At 73.3% G+C, this 16,127-nt stretch carries 13 protein-coding genes; 3 read left to right on the plus strand and 10 right to left on the minus strand.

Annotated elements, in window-relative coordinates; translation table 11 throughout:
- The first annotated feature begins 59 nt into the window (after positions 1–59).
- Together AE652_RS09490 and AE652_RS09495 are read left to right on the plus strand one after the other, a co-directional pair.
- Positions 60–1,655, plus strand: a complete 1,596-nt coding sequence (locus AE652_RS09490) for a sensor histidine kinase (RefSeq protein WP_049650783.1) — start codon at positions 60–62, stop codon at positions 1,653–1,655.
- Positions 1,655–2,341 carry a response regulator gene (locus AE652_RS09495; protein ID WP_049650784.1) on the plus strand — a complete coding sequence of 229 codons (687 nt, stop codon included), beginning with the start codon at positions 1,655–1,657 and terminating at the stop codon, positions 2,339–2,341. The genes AE652_RS09490 and AE652_RS09495 overlap by 1 nt, the downstream gene beginning before the upstream one ends.
- 95 nt (positions 2,342–2,436) lie before the next feature.
- On the opposite strand, the gene AE652_RS09500 is transcribed toward AE652_RS09495, so the two are convergent.
- The 6 genes from AE652_RS09500 to AE652_RS09525 all read right to left on the minus strand — a co-directional run bounded on the left by AE652_RS09500 (position 2,437) and on the right by AE652_RS09525 (position 9,632).
- A complete protein-coding gene (locus AE652_RS09500; protein ID WP_234348313.1) occupies positions 2,437–4,218 on the minus strand; it encodes a cation acetate symporter in 1,782 nt (593 codons plus the stop codon).
- Positions 4,215–4,664 (minus strand): DUF485 domain-containing protein, encoded by a 450-nt coding sequence (locus AE652_RS09505; protein ID WP_181970691.1) that lies wholly within the window; start codon positions 4,662–4,664, stop codon positions 4,215–4,217. Before AE652_RS09505 ends, AE652_RS09500 begins: the two co-directional genes overlap by 4 nt.
- Before the next feature lie 320 nt (positions 4,665–4,984).
- Positions 4,985–5,677 carry a response regulator transcription factor gene (locus AE652_RS09510; RefSeq protein ID WP_049650785.1) on the minus strand — a complete coding sequence of 231 codons (693 nt, stop codon included), beginning with the start codon at positions 5,675–5,677 and terminating at the stop codon, positions 4,985–4,987.
- Entirely contained in the window at positions 5,674–6,849 is a 1,176-nt protein-coding gene (locus AE652_RS09515) for a sensor histidine kinase (RefSeq protein ID WP_049650794.1), read from the minus strand. The genes AE652_RS09510 and AE652_RS09515 overlap by 4 nt, the downstream gene beginning before the upstream one ends.
- A gap of 30 nt (positions 6,850–6,879) precedes the next feature.
- Positions 6,880–7,365, minus strand: a complete 486-nt coding sequence (locus AE652_RS09520) for a CcdC protein domain-containing protein (protein WP_049650786.1) — start codon at positions 7,363–7,365, stop codon at positions 6,880–6,882.
- 155 nt (positions 7,366–7,520) lie between these two features.
- On the minus strand, positions 7,521–9,632 hold the full coding sequence (locus AE652_RS09525) for a type IIA DNA topoisomerase subunit B (protein WP_049650787.1): 2,112 nt from the start codon (positions 9,630–9,632) through the stop codon (positions 7,521–7,523).
- A gap of 538 nt (positions 9,633–10,170) precedes the next feature.
- Here AE652_RS09525 and AE652_RS09530 point away from each other — a divergent pair.
- Positions 10,171–10,404 carry a hypothetical protein gene (locus AE652_RS09530; protein ID WP_049650788.1) on the plus strand — a complete coding sequence of 78 codons (234 nt, stop codon included), beginning with the start codon at positions 10,171–10,173 and terminating at the stop codon, positions 10,402–10,404.
- Positions 10,405–10,715: 311 nt separating this feature from the next.
- Here AE652_RS09530 and AE652_RS09535 read toward each other — a convergent pair whose 3' ends face one another.
- The 4 genes from AE652_RS09535 to AE652_RS09550 all read right to left on the minus strand — a co-directional run bounded on the left by AE652_RS09535 (position 10,716) and on the right by AE652_RS09550 (position 16,096).
- Positions 10,716–11,516 carry a trypsin-like serine protease gene (locus tag AE652_RS09535; RefSeq protein ID WP_049650795.1) on the minus strand — a complete coding sequence of 267 codons (801 nt, stop codon included), beginning with the start codon at positions 11,514–11,516 and terminating at the stop codon, positions 10,716–10,718.
- 301 nt (positions 11,517–11,817) lie between these two features.
- Positions 11,818–13,470, minus strand: a complete 1,653-nt coding sequence (locus AE652_RS09540) for an RNA polymerase sigma factor (protein WP_074005670.1) — start codon at positions 13,468–13,470, stop codon at positions 11,818–11,820.
- 598 nt (positions 13,471–14,068) lie between these two features.
- Positions 14,069–15,001: a FadR/GntR family transcriptional regulator gene (locus tag AE652_RS09545; protein ID WP_049650790.1), complete on the minus strand. Its 933-nt coding sequence runs from the start codon at positions 14,999–15,001 to the stop codon at positions 14,069–14,071.
- A gap of 189 nt (positions 15,002–15,190) precedes the next feature.
- Positions 15,191–16,096, minus strand: a complete 906-nt coding sequence (locus tag AE652_RS09550; RefSeq protein WP_049650791.1) for an ABC transporter permease — start codon at positions 16,094–16,096, stop codon at positions 15,191–15,193.
- Positions 16,097–16,127 lie beyond the last annotated feature (31 nt).

Genomic DNA, 16,127 nt, shown 5'->3' on the forward strand with positions numbered 1-16,127 from the left:
CGCCCCCATCCCCGCTCCCGGACATCCGATTCCCCCGCAGCCGCCGAGAGGAGGCCCGGATGAAGCTCGCCCGCCGGCCCCGCCGGGTCTTCGCCCAGCTGCTGCTGAGCCAGACCGTCGTCACCGTCGGTGTCACCGCCGTGACCGCCGGGCTGTTCCTGGCCCCGGTCAGCAGCGAGCTGGACCACGACGCGATGCAGCGGGCGCTGTCGATCGCCCAGGCCACCGCCACCGACGAGAACATCGCCCGGGCCGCCGCCGGCCGCGACGTGGTGGCCGCGCAGCGCAACGCCGAGCAGATCCGGCTGGCCACCGGCGCCAGCTTCGTGGTGGTCACCGACCTGGACGGCATCCGGCTCTCGCACACCGACCCGGGCCGGATCGGCCAGCGGGTCAGCACCGACCCGGAGCCCGCCCTCAGCGGCCGCAGCGTCACCGCCATCCAGCAGGGCACCCTGGGCCGCACCGCCCGGGGCAAGGTGCCGCTGCGGATGGCGGACGGCCGGATCGTCGGCGAGGTCTCGGTCGGCATCAGCGACGACTCGATCCGCCGCCGGCTGCTGAAGATGCTCACCGGGATCCTGCTGTGCGCGGCCGCCGGCCTCGCCGCCGGGACGCTCGCCACCCTCCTCCTGGCCCGCCGCCTCAAGCGCCGCACCCACAACATCGCGCTGGCCGACATCTCCGCGCTGCTGGTGGAGCGGGAGGCGATGCTGCACGGCATCCGCGAGGGCATGGTGGCGCTGGACGAGCACGGCCGGATCCGGCTGGCCAACGACGAGGCGTTCCGGCTGCTCGGCCTGCCCGAGGACTGCGCCGGCCGCCCGATCGGCGCGGTGCTGCCGCCGGGCCGGCTGGCGGACGTGCTCGCCGGGCGGATCGCCGGCGCCGACCTGCCGGCCGTACGGGACGACCGGGTGCTGGTGGTCAACCGGACGGCCACGCCCGAGGGCGGCGCGGTGGTGACCCTGCGGGACCGCACCGAGCTGGAGTCGCTGGTCCGCGAGCTGGACACCACCCGCAGCCTGACCGAGGCGCTGCGGGCCCAGGACCACGAACACGCCAACCGGATGCACACCCTGCTGGGCCTGCTGGAACTGGGCCGTCACGAGCAGGCGGTGGCGTTCATCTCGGAGCAGTCCGGCTCGCACGCGGTGGTCGCGGCGCGGATCGCCGAGCAGGTGCAGGACCCGCACGTGGCGGCGCTGCTGGCGGGCAAGAGCGCGGTGGCGGGCGAGCGCGGGGTGCGGCTGGCGCTGGCCCCGGCGGCGCACCTGCCGGACGCGGTGGTGGACGCCCGGGCGCTGGTGACGGTGCTCGGCAACCTGATCGACAACGCGGTGGACGCGCTGGCCGCGGGCGGCGGGGGCCGGGTGGAGGTGAGCCTGGCGGCGGCCGGCCCGACGCTGCTGCTGCAGGTCGCGGACAGCGGCCCGGGCGTGCCGGAGGAGCTGCGCGAGCAGGTCTTCGAAGAGGGGTGGAGCAGCAAGGACGCGCCCGCGCACCGTCCGCGCGGGCTGGGGCTGGCGATGGTGCGGCGGCTGGTCGAACGGACCGGCGGCCGGATCGTGCTCGACACCGGGCCGCTCGGCGGTGCCCGGTTCACCGTCGAGCTGCCCGAGGCCCTGCTCACCACCCCGCTCGTGGAGGCGTGATGATCGACGTACTCGTGGTGGACGACGACTTCCGGGTCGCGGACGTGCACGCCGCCTACGTGGCCAAGGTCCCCGGCTTCCGGGTGACCGGCACCGCGCACTCGGCCGGGGAGGCACTGGCCGCACTGGAGCGCCGACCGGTGGACCTGCTGCTGCTCGACCACCACCTGCCGGACGAGACCGGCCTGGCCCTGGTGCGCCGGCTGCGGGAACGCCAGGTGGCCTGCGACGTGATGATGGTGACGGCCGCCCGGGACGTGTCGACGGTGCACGCCGCGATGCAGCACGGCGCGCTCCAGTACCTGGTCAAGCCGTTCACCTTCGCCGGGCTGCGGGAGAAGCTGGTGGCGTACGCGCAGCTGCGGCACGCGCTCGCCGCCCCGGCCCGGGAGGCCGGCCAGGACGAGGTGGACCGGCTGTTCGCGACCCTGCGCAGCGCCGCCGCCCCGGCCGGGCCGCTCCCCAAGGGCCACTCGGCGCCCACCACCGACCTGGTGATGGGCGTCCTGCGCCGGGCCGGCCGGCCGCTCTCCGCCCAGGAGGTCGCCGATGCCACCGGGCTGAGCCGCTCCACCGCGCAGCGCTACCTCAAGCAGCTGGAACGGGACAGCCGACTGCGGCTGACCCTGCGGTACGGCGACACCGGCCGCCCGGAGCACCGCTACGGCCTGGCGGCCCGGGCGTAGCCGCTCCGGTCGGGGCCGATGACCGCCGGACCGGGCCCGGACAGGGGGGAACCCCGGCGGCCCCAGGCCCGCCGGGGTTCCCCGGGCGCGACGGCTCAGGCCGCGCCCGCACCGGTGAGAGCACGTACCTCCAGCTCGGCGAACCGGTCCGGGTCGGCGGGCTCGGACGAGGTGACCGTCCCGAGCCACCCGGCGAGGAAGCCGAGCGGGATGGAGACGAGGCCCGGGTTCTCCAGCGGGAACCAGTGGAAGTCGAGGCCGGGGAAGAGCGCCTCGTGGGAGCCGGACACCACCGGCGAGAAGAACACCAGCACGATCGCCGGGACCAGCCCGCCGTACACCGCCCAGACCGCGCCGCGTGCGGTGAACCGCGACCAGAACAGGCTGTACAGCAGCACCGGCAGGTTCGAGGAAGCGGCGACGGCGAAGGCCAGGCCGACCAGGAAGGCGACGTTCAGCTGCTGGGCGAAGAGGCTGATCACGATCGCCGTCGCACCGATCCCGGCGGCGGCGAACCGGGCGACCACCACCTCCTGCTGCTCGCTGATCCCGGACACCGACTCCTCCGACCGGGAGGCCGGGACGGTCTCGCCCCGACGACGGCGGCCGCGACCGTTCTTCGCCTGCTCGCGGGCGGGCCGGGCGCGCCAGGCGCCGGCCCAGACGTCGTGGGCGAAGGCCGCCGAGGAGGCCAGGGTGAGCCCGGCGACCACGGCGAGGATGGTGGCGAAGGCGATCGCCGAGATCAGGGCGAACAGCACCACCCCGCCGGTGCTGCCGTTGCCGCCGCCGAGCACCAGGGCGAGCAGCGGAACGGCGGTGTTCCCGGCCGAGTTGGCGTGCCGCACCTCGGCCGAGCCGATCAGCGCGGTGGCGCCGAGGCCGAGCACGATGGCCATCAGGTAGAAGCTGCCGACCAGGCCGATCGCCCACATCGTGGAGCGGCGGGCGGCCCGCGCGGTGGGCACGGTGTAGAAGCGGGACAGGATGTGCGGCAGGCCCGCGGTGCCGAGCACCAGGGCGAGGCCGAGGCTGACGAAGTCCAGCCGGCTGGTGAGGCTGCCGCCGTACTTGAGCCCGGGCTCCAGGTAGCGGTGCCCGGCACCGCTGTGGTCGGCGGCCTGGCGCATCAGCTCGCCGAGGTCCCCGTGGAAGCGGACCACCAGCAGCACCGTCAGCAGCACCGAACCGCCGGTCAGCAGGAAGGCCTTGATGATCTGGATCCAGGTGGTGGCCCGCATCCCGCCGATGGTGACGTAGACGATCATCAGGGCGCCGACCGCGATGATGGTCCAGGTGCGGGCGTGCGGGCTGCCGGTGCCGAGCAGCAGGGCGACCAGCGAACCGGCGCCGACCATCTGGGCCACCAGGTAGAGCAGGGTGACCACGACGCTGGCGCCGCCGGCCGCGGCGCGCACCTTGCGGCGGCGCAGCCGCAGCGCGAGCACGTCGGCGAGGGTGTACCGGCCGGCGTTGCGGACGAGTTCGGCGACCAGCATCAGCACGACCAGCCAGGCGACCAGGAAGCCGATGCTGTAGAGCACGCCGTCGTAGCCGTAGAGCGCGATCAGCCCGGCGACGCCCAGGAAGGAGGCCGCGGACAGGTAGTCGCCGGAGAGCGCGAAGCCGTTCTGCAGCGGGGTGAAGTCGCGGCCGCCGGCGAAGAAGTCCTCGGCGGCGTTGCCCTGGCGGCCGACCCAGAGGGTGACCCCCAGGGTGACCAGGACGACGACGGCGAACAGCGCGATGGCGAGCGAGTGGTGGTCGCCGGTGGGGGCGACCGGGGGCGGGGTGGCGGTCGACACCACGGTCCGCGCGGCGGTCCTCACGGCGGCCACGGCCGCGTCGGTGGGCACGGTGGCCATCAGAGTCGTCATCGCAGCTGGTCCTGGGTGTCCCAGCGCAGGCCCAGGGCGGCGCGGTCGCGCTTGGTCCGGGCGTTGCGGGCGTAGAGCCAGGCGAGCAGGAAGGTCGAGGCGAACTGCAGAAGTCCCAGCAGCCAGGCCACGTTGAGCGGGCCGGCCACCGCGCGGCGCATCAGGTCGGGGGCACCGGCCTGGGCGGCGACGTACAGCAGGTACCAGGCGAGGAAGCCGCCGGTGATGGGGAAGACGAAGGTCCGGTAGCTGCGGCGGATCTGCCGGAAGGCCGCGCTGGCCTGGACCTCCCGGTAGACCTCGGTCCGGTCGGCGACCGGTTCCTCGTCCCGTGGCGCGAGGGACCCGAGGGGTGCGTGCGGTGCGGCCGGGGCCGCTTGGTCGACGGGGGTGCTCTGGGCGAACGGCTCGACGGCGGGCCCGTGGATCGGTGCGCCGACGGCCACAGGCTCGCCGACTGCCTCTGCCGACCGGTCCGGACGGGTGTGCTCCGTACGGATGGGGCCCGACTGCGCCGGTACCGCCGACCGGCGGTGCGCAGCCGATGGCTCGGCGGGCTCAACGGGGGTGCCGGCGGCCGGAGCGGCCCACCAGTCGAATCGCTGCCCCTGGCCGGGGCTGCTCGTCTGCTGCTGTGGCACTGATGCTCCTGGACGGCCGGATGTTCTGACCCGAACCATGATGGCGGCCCTAGGACAACGCCTCTGACCATCGCAGATACGTTCACTCGATGAGGTGATCGATCATCCGACAGACACTCATCGGACTACTGCTGCGTCCCGGTGATTCCGTGTCGGAAGGCGTAGGCGACCGCCTGAGCCCGGTCCCGTACCGCGGTCTTGGCGAACAGATTGTTGATGTGGGTCTTCACGGTGGCCTGGCTGACGAACAGCCGTTGGGCGATCTCCGCGTTGGACAGCCCCTGGGCGATCAGCGCCAGCACCTCGGCCTCCCGGACGGTCAGCCCGTCGGGCAGCTCCCCCGGGCGGCCGACGGGCGGCCCGGCGGCCGGCCCGGAGCCGCCGGGCTGCTCCGAAAGCCTTTCCAGCAACCGGAGTTGGATCTGCGGGGAGAGCCCGGCGGCGCCCGAGCGGACGTCCGCGATGGCCCGGGCGATCTCCTCGCCGCCGGCGTCCTTGGTGAGGTAGCCGCGCGCCCCGGCCTGGAGCGCCGGGAACAGCGATTCGTCGTCGGCGTAGGTGGTGAGCACCACCACCTCGGTCTCCGGGTGCGCCGTGCGGATCCGCCTCGTCGCCTCGACGCCGTCGCAGCGCGGCATCCGCAGATCCATCAGCACCACGTCCGGGTGATGACGCTCCACCAGGGCGACGGCCTCCTCCCCGTCCCCCGCCGCACCGACCACCTCGATACCGGGCAGCAGCCCCAGCAGCATCACGATGCCCTCGCGCACCACCGTCTGGTCGTCGGCGACCAGCACCCTGATCGCCGGTTCCGTCATGCCGGCACCCGCAGCAGCACGCGCCACCCTCCGTCCTCCGGGCCCGCCAGCAGCGTGCCGCCGAGCAGTTCCGCGCGTTCGCGCATCCCCAGCAGACCGTACCCGCTGCCGCTGGCCGCCAGCTCCCCCGACGCCGGCTCGGCCGCGGACGGGCCGCGCGGCGGCCGGGTGTTGCGCACCTCCAGCTCCACCGCGCCGTCCAGGTAGCGCAGTTCGACGGCGCAGCGGGCGCCGGACGCGTGCTTGCGGACGTTGGTCACCGCCTCCTGCGCGGTGCGCCGCACCGCGAGGGCGGCCTCGGCGGCGAGCGGCCGGGGCGTGCCGGTGACGGTGAAGGCGGCCCGCTCCCGCCCGGTCAGCTCCACCAGGAACTCCCCGACCGGGGTGAACTCCCCGCGCAGCGCGGACAGCGCCTGCCGGGTCTCGGCCAGCCCGTCCTGCGCCATCCGCCGGGCGGCGACGACCCGTTCGCGGACCTGCTCGCGGTCCGTCCCGGCGTCCAGCATCAGCCGCGCCGCCTCCAGGTGGACGAGCTGCGCGGAGAGGCTGTGGGCGAGCACGTCGTGGATCTCCCGGGCGATCCTGGCCCGTTCGGCGAGCGCCGCGCTCTCCGCCTCGGCGGCCCGGGCGGCCCGCTCCTGGGCGAGCAGCAGGCGGGCGGTGCCGCGCGCCTCGATGTCCAGCCGCAGCAGGAAGCCGACCAGGACGGACCCTCCGATGGTGGCGGCGATGCTGAGCCAGCTCGCCGGGGAGGCCGCCGTGTACGAGCCCAGCGCGACCGCCGCGGCGCACAGCGCGGGCGCGGGCGGCAACCGGATCAGGGCCGTCACGGCCAGCCCGATCCAGAGGAAGTCGGCCAGCGTGTAGGCCAGCCCCTGGTTGGCGAGCCAGCCCGCGCCGACCAGGCCTGCGGCCAGCAGGTACGAGGCCGCCGGGCGCTGCTCCCGGGTGACCCGCAGGTACCCCGCGCTGAGAGCGAAGGCCGCGGCCAGCCCGGCCGCCGCGGCGGCCGCGGCCCAGCCGGTGTACCGGCCCCCGGAGAAGGTCCCCCAGCCGACGACGACCACCAGGACGGTCCGGCCGAACACGGTGAGGACCCGCCGCGGCCGGCTCTCGTCCTCACGGCCGATCCCTTCCCGGGATGGCCAGCGGGTCCAGTACCACCCGGCCACGGGGGCCTCCTCGATGCTCACGGCGGCGGGTCAGCGCAGTCCGGCGGCGGTCCGCGCGGGCTCCAGCGTGCGGGCCCTCCAGTTCACCACGACGGAGCGGACCAGCAGCAGGACCGCCATGCCCAGCAGCAGCGTGCTGCCCGCCTGGTGGACGTGCAGGGCCGAGCCGACCGCGTACAGGCCGATCCGGATGGCGATCATCCCGCACCAGGCGGCCACGGTGGCCTTGGTGCCCTTGACCAGGACGCCGCCGTCGGGGGCCCGCCAGATCCGTACGGTCCAGCCCCAGACCGTGCCCATCGCGAGCACGGCGACGAGGCCGGCGACCAGCAGCGTGGCGGAGACCGCGGTGTGCTGGTGGTCGACGAGCTGCGGGTCGCGCAGCGCGAGCGCGCCCAGGACCAGCGGCAGCAGCCAGAACCGGCGCTCGGTGTCCAGCCGCTGGACGCGCATCTGGCGCTGGACCACCAGGACCACCACCGCGATGACCACGAGGATGTTGGCGATGGAACTCATCGGATTCTCCGTCCCGAGGAGAGGCTTCTTGCTGACCTCTCCGACGCTACGGATCCGGCGCTTCCCGCTGATCGGAGCCGGGGTGGAGCACGGGTGGAACCGGCGGCGCGAGGGCCCTCCACCCGTGGGTGGAGGGCCCTCGCGTCCGGCCGGGATCAGGCGTCGATGCGGGAGCGGTCCAGGGTGGCCGCCGAGTCCACGATGAACTCCTTGCGCGGGGCGACGTCGTTGCCCATCAGCAGGTCGAAGATCCGCTCGGCCTGCTCCAGGTCGCCCAGGTTGATCCGGCGCAGCGTGCGGTGGCGCGGGTCCATGGTGGTCTCGGCCAGCTGGTCGGCGTCCATCTCGCCGAGGCCCTTGTAGCGCTGCACCGGCTCCTTCCAGCGCTGGTTCTTGCGCTGGAACTCCAGCAGCGTGGAGCGCAGTTCGGCGTCGGAGTAGGTGTAGTGGTACTTCTCCTGGCCGCGCTTGGGGCTGGTGAGCTCGATCCGGTGCAGCGGCGGCACGGCGGCGAAGACCCGGCCCTGCTCGACCATCGGCCGCATGTAGCGGTGGAACAGGGTGAGCAGCAGGGTGCGGATGTGCGAGCCGTCGACGTCGGCGTCGGCCATGAAGATGACCCGGCCGTAGCGGGCCTGGTCGATGTCGAAGGTGCGGCCGGAGCCGGCCCCTATCACCTGGATGATCGCGGCGCACTCGGCGTTCTTGAGCATGTCGCTCACGGACGCCTTCTGCACGTTGAGGATCTTGCCGCGGATCGGCAGCAGCGCCTGGAACTCGGAGTTGCGGGCGAGCTTGGCGGTGCCGAGCGCGGAGTCCCCCTCGACGATGAACAGTTCGCTGCGGTCGACGTCGTCGCTGCGGCAGTCGGCCAGCTTGGCGGGCAGCGAGCTGGTCTCCAGCGCGGTCTTGCGGCGCTGGGCCTCCTTGTGCTGCCGGGCGGCGACCCGGGTGCGGGCGGCCGCGACGACCTTGTCCAGCACGGCCCGGGCCTGGAGCTTCTGGTCCTTCTTGGCCGAGGTGAGGAAGGCCTTGAGCTCCTTGGCGACGACGGCGGCGACGATCCGGTTGGCCGCCGAGGTGCCGAGCACCTCCTTGGTCTGGCCCTCGAACTGCGGCTCGGCGAGCCGGACGGTGACGACGGCGGTGAGGCCCTCGGTGGCGTCGTCCTTGGTGATGTCGTCCTCGGCGACGCGCAGCAGCTTGCTCGCGCGCAGCGCCTCGTTGACCGTCTTGGCCAGCGAGCGCTCGAAGCCGGTGATGTGGGTGCCGCCCTTGGGGGTGGCGATGATGTTGACGAAGGAGCGCAGGGTGGTGTCGTAGCCGGCGCCCCAGCGCAGCGCGATGTCCACGCCGAGGTGGCGGGTGACCTCGGTGGGGGTCATGTGGCCGAGGTCGTCCAGGACCGGCACGGTCTCCTTGAAGGTGCCCTCGCCGCGCAGCCGCAGCACGTCGCAGACCGGCTTGTCGGGGGCCAGGAACTCGCAGAACTCGGCGATGCCGCCGTCGTAGCGGAAGACCGTCTCGTCGATCTGCTCGCTCTCGGTGAGCCGCTCGTCACGCACCACGATGGTCAGGCCGGGGACCAGGAAGGCGGTCTGCCGGGCGCGGCTGTGCAGCGTCTCCAGGGAGAGCTTGGCGTCCTTGAGGAAGATCTGCCGGTCGGCCCAGTAGCGGATCCGGGTGCCGGTGCGGGTCTTCGGCACCTTGCGGGTCCTGGTCAGGCCGTTGCCGGCCTCGAAGGGCGCGTCCGGGCTGGTCTCGGTGAAGATGCCGGGGGTGCCGCGGCGGAAGCTGATCGCGTGGGTGTGCCCGCTGCGGTCGACCTCGACGTCGAGGCGGGCGGAGAGCGCGTTGACGACCGAGGCGCCGACGCCGTGCAGACCGCCGGAGGCCGCGTAGGAGCCGCCGCCGAACTTGCCGCCGGCGTGCAGCTTGGTCATCACGACCTCGACGCCGGACAGCCCGGTCTTGGGCTCGACGTCGACCGGGATGCCGCGCCCGTTGTCCCGGACCTCGACCGAGGAGTCGGGGTGCAGCACGACGTCGATGCGGTCGCAGTAGCCGCCGAGCGCCTCGTCGACGGAGTTGTCGATGATCTCCCAGAGGCAGTGCATCAGACCGCGGCTGTCGGTCGAGCCGATGTACATGCCGGGGCGCTTGCGGACCGCCTCCAGGCCCTCCAGGACGAGCAGGTGCCGCGCGGTGTAGTTGGAACCGTCGTCGCCGGCCAGCAGCGCGGACGGCACGGTCGTTTCGGCACTCACGCGGCACTCTCCTCGGTGAAGATCTGTCTCATCGGTCACATCCGGACGCATCCGGACCAAACGCCAGTGCAGCACGCCGCACCGACACCCGTCGCCCTGCGTGCCCGAACCCGTGCGCCGGGTGCACAGCACGACGGACCGGCCCCGCGCAGCTTGTACGCGCTGCGCGAACAAGCACCGCACCCGGGTGTGGGCCCCGGGGGCGCCATCTCCTCCCGGTACCACCGGTCCTGGCGGATCGTGGGGCCCGGCGCAGGCTCCGGAACTGCCGTTATGCAGGCTACCGGGGCCCGGGACGGGGCTTATGCTCCAACCCGGCAGAGGATTATGCTACGCGGACCTCGCACCCGATCCCGATCGGGCGTTCGAGCGAAGGGCGGATCCCGGAATCCGGCACGCATGAACCACCGGCGCCCGGGGCACGTCCTCATCAACACAGCAGAATCCTCAGAGAAGAAAAGCCACGAGCGGGAACGTTTTCGGCCTGGTTGGATGTTGACCCTGGTACGACAGCTCGTCGAGCTAGAGAAGAGGCGACGTGACTACTGTTCTGACCCCTGCGAGCCCGCTCACCGCGGCTGACCGCTGCGACCGCTGCGGCGCCCAGGCCTACCTGCGCGTCGTACTCGCCAGCGGCGGAGAGCTGCTCTTCTGCGCCCACCACGGCCGGAAGTTCGAGCCCGAGCTCAAGAAGATCGCCGTGGAGATACAGGACGAGAGCGGCCGTCTCACCACCGCGACCACCGTGACGGCCACCGACGACGAGCGCTGATACAGGGCGCCACCAACAGCAGCCAGCCTCGAGCTGTGTCCGGCCGCGCACCACGCGCGACCGGTGAGCCGGGCGACGGACCCCTTCGGGGGCCGGTCGCCCGGCTCTGCTGTACCTCGGGCCGCCCTCCTGACCCCCGCCGTTGCCCCGGGCCGTGGCCCCGGCGGCGTCCGACGCGGCGTCAGAACCCGGTGCCGGCACGTGACCGGCCGCTCACCCGCCGCGACGACCGCGGCACCGGAGGCGCCTCGCGCGCGGCTGCCACCGGCGTTCGCGGGCGTTCACCGGTGGTCGCGGGTGGTCGCGGGTGGTCACAGCACCGAGCGCACCGCGTCCGCGACCGAGGACACCCTGGTGTAGACGCCCGGGTGGGCCGCCTCGGCACAGCCTGTCCCCCAGGAGACCAGGCCCACCAGCCGGCCGTCGACGATCATCGGGCCGCCGCTGTCGCCCTGGCAGGCGTCCTTGCCGCCCCTCTCCTCGCCCGCGCAGACCATGCCCCGGGCGTCGAACCTCCCGTCCTGCCCGCCCGGATAGGCCTGCGCACAGACCTGGTCCGGCACGACCGGCACGGACACCCCGCGCAGCACGGGCGAGTAGTCGCCCCGCCCCGTGGTGTCACCCCAGCCGTACACCTGGGTCGTGGTCCCGGCCGCGTACGGTTCGGTCTCGCCCTGGCCGACCAGCTCGACCACCGGCAGGGCGCCCTGGGACTCGGCGAGGGTGAGCACCGCGACATCGTTCATGTTGGCGGCGAAGGAGTAGTCGGGGTGGATCCAGACCGACCGCACCGCCACCTCCCGGCCGGACGTGCCGCGCATGTCGTCCCGGCCGACGATCACCTTCAGGCCCGGCCGGTCCACCCGGCCCCTGGCCTCGTCGTAGAAGCAGTGCGCGGCCGTCACCACCTTGGTCGGGGTGACCAGCGCACCCCCGCAGAACTGACCGGAACGGCCGCTGCCGAACTGCTGGCGGCTGGACAGTGCCACGATCCACGGGTGGTCCGCGGTGCTCACCGCGCTGCCGCCGACCACCCGGCGCTGCGCCTCGGCCGGCGCCGCGGTGCCGAGGGCGACCAGCGGAACGGGAACGGCGGCGAGCAGCGCCAGCACGGCGGCCCTGCGGCGGCGGCCCGCCCGGTCGGCGGCCGGGTCGGCGGGGTCCGCCGGGAACGGGGCGGGCGTCGGCAGGTCTGTGCGGTCCGGCTCGGTCGGCACCGTGACTCCAGGAGGCTCGGAAGCGGGCAACCGACACAGCGTAGGTGACCGGCTACACGGTGCGACCGCTTCCCGCCGCGCCGCCACCCGGACGAGGGACAACCACCACCCGTACGCTGACGCGCCCGGGCCTAGACAGCCGCGAAGGCCCGGAGCCGTACGGCTCCGGGCCTTCGCGTGGAACGACTGCCGTCGATCAGTCCAGGTAGTCGCGCAGCACCTGGGAGCGCGACGGGTGGCGCAGCTTCGACATGGTCTTCGACTCGATCTGGCGGATGCGCTCACGGGTGACCCCGTACACCTTGCCGATCTCGTCCAGCGTCTTCGGCTGGCCGTCGGTCAGGCCGAAGCGCATCGAGACCACGCCCGCCTCGCGCTCGGACAGGGTGTCCAGCACCGAGTGCAGCTGCTCCTGGAGCAGGGTGAAGGAGACCGCGTCGGCCGGGACGACCGCCTCGGAGTCCTCGATCAGGTCACCGAACTCGCTGTCGCCGTCCTCGCCCAGCGGGGTGTGCAGCGAGATCGGCTCACGGCCGTACTTCTGGACCTCGATGACCTTCTCGGGGGTCATGTCGAGTTCCTTGGCCAGCTCCTCCGGGGTGGGCTCGCGGCCCAGGTCCTGGAGCATCTGGCGCTGGACGCGGGCCAGCTTGTTGATGACCTCGACCATGTGCACCGGGATGCGGATGGTGCGGGCCTGGTCGGCCATGGCGCGGGTGATCGCCTGGCGGATCCACCAGGTGGCGTAGGTCGAGAACTTGTAGCCCTTGGTGTAGTCGAACTTCTCGACCGCACGGATCAGACCGAGGTTGCCCTCCTGGATCAGGTCCAGGAAGAGCATGCCGCGACCGGTGTAGCGCTTGGCCAGCGAGACCACGAGGCGGAGGTTGGCCTCCAGCAGGTGGTTCTTGGCCCGGCGGCCGTCCTCGGCGATGATCTCCAGCTCGCGCTTGAGCTTCGGGGCGAGCTTGTCGGCGGCCGAGAGCTTGTCCTCGGCGAACAGGCCGGCCTCGATGCGCTTGGCGAGCTCGACCTCCTGCTCGGCGTTGAGCAGCGGGACCTTGCCGATCTGCTTCAGGTAGTCCTTGACCGGGTCGGCGGTGGCGCCGGCGACGGCGACCTGCTGGGCCGGCGCGTCGTCCTCGTCGTCGTCGGAGAGGACGAAGCCCTCCGACTCCTCCTCCGGAGCGGTGCCCTCGGCCTCGGTCTTGTCGCCGGGCAGCGCGACGTCCTCGAGCAGCTCCTCCTCGCCGAGCAGCTCCTCGTCGCCCTTGGCGGTCTTGCCGGCGGCGGTCTTCTTGGCGGCGGTCTTCTTGGCCGGCGCGGCGGTCTTCTTCGCCGCGGCCTTCTTGGCCGGCGCGGCCTTCTTCGCGGGAGCCGCCTTCAGCTCGGAGCCGACCGCGGTCCTCCCCTCGGCGGTGATCTCGGCGGAGACGGTGGGAGCCGGGGCCGTGGCGGCCGCGACGGCCGGCGCCGCGACGGGAGCGCCGGGGGCGATCCGCACGGGCGGCTTGGTCGGGGCCGACGAGGCGGCCGGGGTCCGGGTGGTGACAGCCTTGGTGGCGGTGCGCTTGGTGGGGCTCTTGGCAGCAACGCTCTTGCGCTTGGCGCCGGCCGGTTCGGCCGCGCTGACCATGAGGTCCACCCCCTCCTCAATCAGCACCTGGTTGAGGCTGCGCATGACGTTCTTCCACTTGGTGACCGGGATCTGGTCTGCCTCGAACGCCTGGCGCACGTCGTCACCGGCGATCTGCCCCTGGGCCTTGCCCCGCTCGATGAGCGCCAGCAGAGCCGCGGACTCGGCGATCTCGGGGGGAAGCGAACGGGATGTGCTGGCCGACACGAACAACCTCTCGGACGATGAGTGGATCTCGAACCCGTACCGGCCGCCCGAGCGGGCGGGGAAGGAGATCGCGCGTCGGACGCGCGGTGTCGATTCCGACCGACTCGGGCTTGAGGACTGGGTTTGCAGGACGGCAGCAGCGCCGCGGACCAACACAGCATTCTGACATGTTGGAGTATTCCGGAGCTGCTTCCGCTCAGGACACATCGCTGCTACTCGTCAAGTGTTACGCATGGCCTTCGTGTCGCGGGTCACACCGACCCGGCGCCCGCAACCCGGGGCCGCTTCCATCATCGCGCACTCGCGAGGTGAACTGTTGTCATGGACAAGCCGCGAAATGGGCTCGCCTTTCGCCGGCCTGCTCTCCCGGGCCCGGCGACCCCTCCCGGGCGCGGCCGGCTCGCCCGGCTTCTCCCCGGCTCCGGCTTCCCCCGGCTTCCCCGTCCTTCTCCCGCCCCCGGCGTTCCCCACGTTCTCCCGGCTCCGGTCGACCCGAGGGTGACGGCATGCGGAGGCCCCCCGGCTGCGCCGCACGATGCGACCGGAGGGCCCTGGCGGAGCGGACCGCCGCCAGCCGGCGCCTCCGCTCGTGGAAACAGCCCGTTCAGTGCTCCCTGGGCGCGGGGACGGACGGCTCGACCTCGGGATGGACGGTGAGCAGCGCCCGCATCGCGACCTCGCCCGCGGTGCCGTCGCCGGCGCCCAGCGCGTCCACCAGCCGGGCGTGCAGGCCGACCGAGGACTCGGAGGGCCGCTCGCAGGAGATCGCCGGGCCGCCCGAGACCTGCAGCGCGCAGGCGACGATCCCGGACAGGTGCTCCAGCATCCGGTTGCCGGCCATCTGGAGGATCAGGCCGTGCAGCTCGGCGTCGGCCCGGGTGTACGTGGAGAGGTCGGCCTGAGAGGCGGCGTGGCCCATGATCTCGACCAGCTCGACCAGGCGCTGCTGGACGTCCTCCCGGCCGTGGCCGGCGGCGAGCCGGGCGGCCAGCGGCTCGATCGCCCAGCGGAGCTCGAACAGCTCCCGGCGCTGCTCGTCCCGCTGCGGACCGAAGGCGCGCCACTCGATGATGTCCGGGTCCAGCAGGTTCCAGTCGCCGACCGGACGGACCCGGGTGCCGACGTTCGGCCGGGCGCTGACCAGGCCCTTGGCCTCCAGCACGCGCAGCGACTCGCGGACGACGGTCCGGGAGACCTCGAACCGCTGGCCGATCTCCTCGGGCACCAGCGGGCGGTCGGCACCGAGATCGCCGGAGACGATCATCTGGCCGAGCTGCTGGACCAGCTGGCCGTGCAGACCGCGGCCGCGGCTGCTGGTGGTCTTGCGGCCGACCCGGCCGATGTCGGACTCGGCGCCCTCCCAGCGGGGCGCCGGCGGGGTCGGCCGGTCGGCGTACGAGAAGCGGTCCAGGTCGCCGGGGCCGTGGATGGGCCCATCGGCGGAACGGGCGGGGGTCATGGTGGGGTGCGCAAGGGTACTCACGCCTCCTTTGTCGGCGATCCGCAGGCGTGGCTTGAGAATTCTCGTGAAAAGCACACGAAAGGGTGATCGACCGTGACTGGATAATTGACTTCTTATCAGGAAGAACCGCGCATTACGGTCACTGCTGGTCGATCTTGGTAGCCACGGGCAGGACCGCGCCCCGGGGGCTTCCGCAGGACCGGACAGGGCCGCCCACGGGTGCGGCGCCGTGCGGGAGGCCCTGCGCGATGCGCAGCCACGGGCCTACAGGGCGCGGCGGCGGGCCTGGACCAGCAGGGCGGCGAGCAGCAGGAGCCCCGCGGGGGCCGCGACCGCGGCGAGCAGCGCCGGATCGGTCAGCGCCGCGCTCCCGGCCACCGCCTCGTGCGCACCGCCGTACACCCAGCCGTAGGCCCACTCGATCCCGGACTGGAACGGCAGCAGCTCGGCCGCCCGGGTCGGCCACGGCCTGCCGGTGTGACGCAGCAGCAGGGCGACGCCGGACTCCAGCAGCGGCGGCAGCGCGCACAGCAACAGCACCCCGGCCGCGGCGCTGCGGGTCAGCGAGGCCGTCAGCACCCCGGTCCAGGCCGCCACCACGGTGAGCAGGACGAAGGCCAGCAGGGCGGCGGGCACCCCGTGACCGGCCGTCAGGCCGAGCGGGGAGAACACGCCCGGCAGGTCGGACAGTCCGGACAGCCCGGCGCCGGTCACCGCCGCGGACACCCGGTCCGACAGCGCGGCCGGGTCCGCCCAGGCCGCCACGGTGACGCCGTCCGGCAGCGCGAGGTGCACGGCCAGCGTGTCGAGCAGCAGGGTGGTCAGCGCCAGCAGGGCCGCCACCGGCCCGATCACCAGCAGCTTGGCCAGCAGCAGTCGCACCCGGCGCGGGTACGACACCTGCGAGGCCGGCAGCCCCGGGTGGCGCACCTCGTGCCCGTACGAGAGCGCGCCCAGTACCCCGGCACCGAGCGCCGCGAAGGGCAGCGGGACCAACGGGACGGCGGCGGTCAGCAGCCGCACCCCGGCCGGGGCGGCCAGCGGGCCGTCCGGGGCCTGGTCCGCCAGGACGGCGGCCACGACGGCGTCGCCGAGCAGCACGGCGGCGAGCAGCAGCCAGGTGGAACGCAGGCCGCGCAGGCGGCGCAGCTCGTAGGCCAGGACACGCACGGTTCACTCGCTCCGGTGGTCGTCGGGGGTG

Source organism: Kitasatospora sp. MY 5-36 (assembly GCF_001182915.1).
Lineage (GTDB): Bacteria > Actinomycetota > Actinomycetes > Streptomycetales > Streptomycetaceae > Kitasatospora.

Bases quoted from the DNA above. Each gene is read 5' to 3' on its own strand.
- AE652_RS09490 (WP_049650783.1), top strand. From the start codon at position 60: ATGAAGCTCGCCCGCCGGCCCCGCCGGGTCTTCGCCCAGCTGCTGCTG.
- AE652_RS09495 (WP_049650784.1), top strand. From the start codon at position 1,655: ATGATCGACGTACTCGTGGTGGACGACGACTTCCGGGTCGCGGACGTG.
- AE652_RS09500 (WP_234348313.1), bottom strand. From the start codon at position 4,218: ATGACGACTCTGATGGCCACCGTGCCCACCGACGCGGCCGTGGCCGCC.
- AE652_RS09510 (WP_049650785.1), bottom strand. From the start codon at position 5,677: ATGACGGAACCGGCGATCAGGGTGCTGGTCGCCGACGACCAGACGGTG.
- AE652_RS09520 (WP_049650786.1), bottom strand. From the start codon at position 7,365: ATGAGTTCCATCGCCAACATCCTCGTGGTCATCGCGGTGGTGGTCCTG.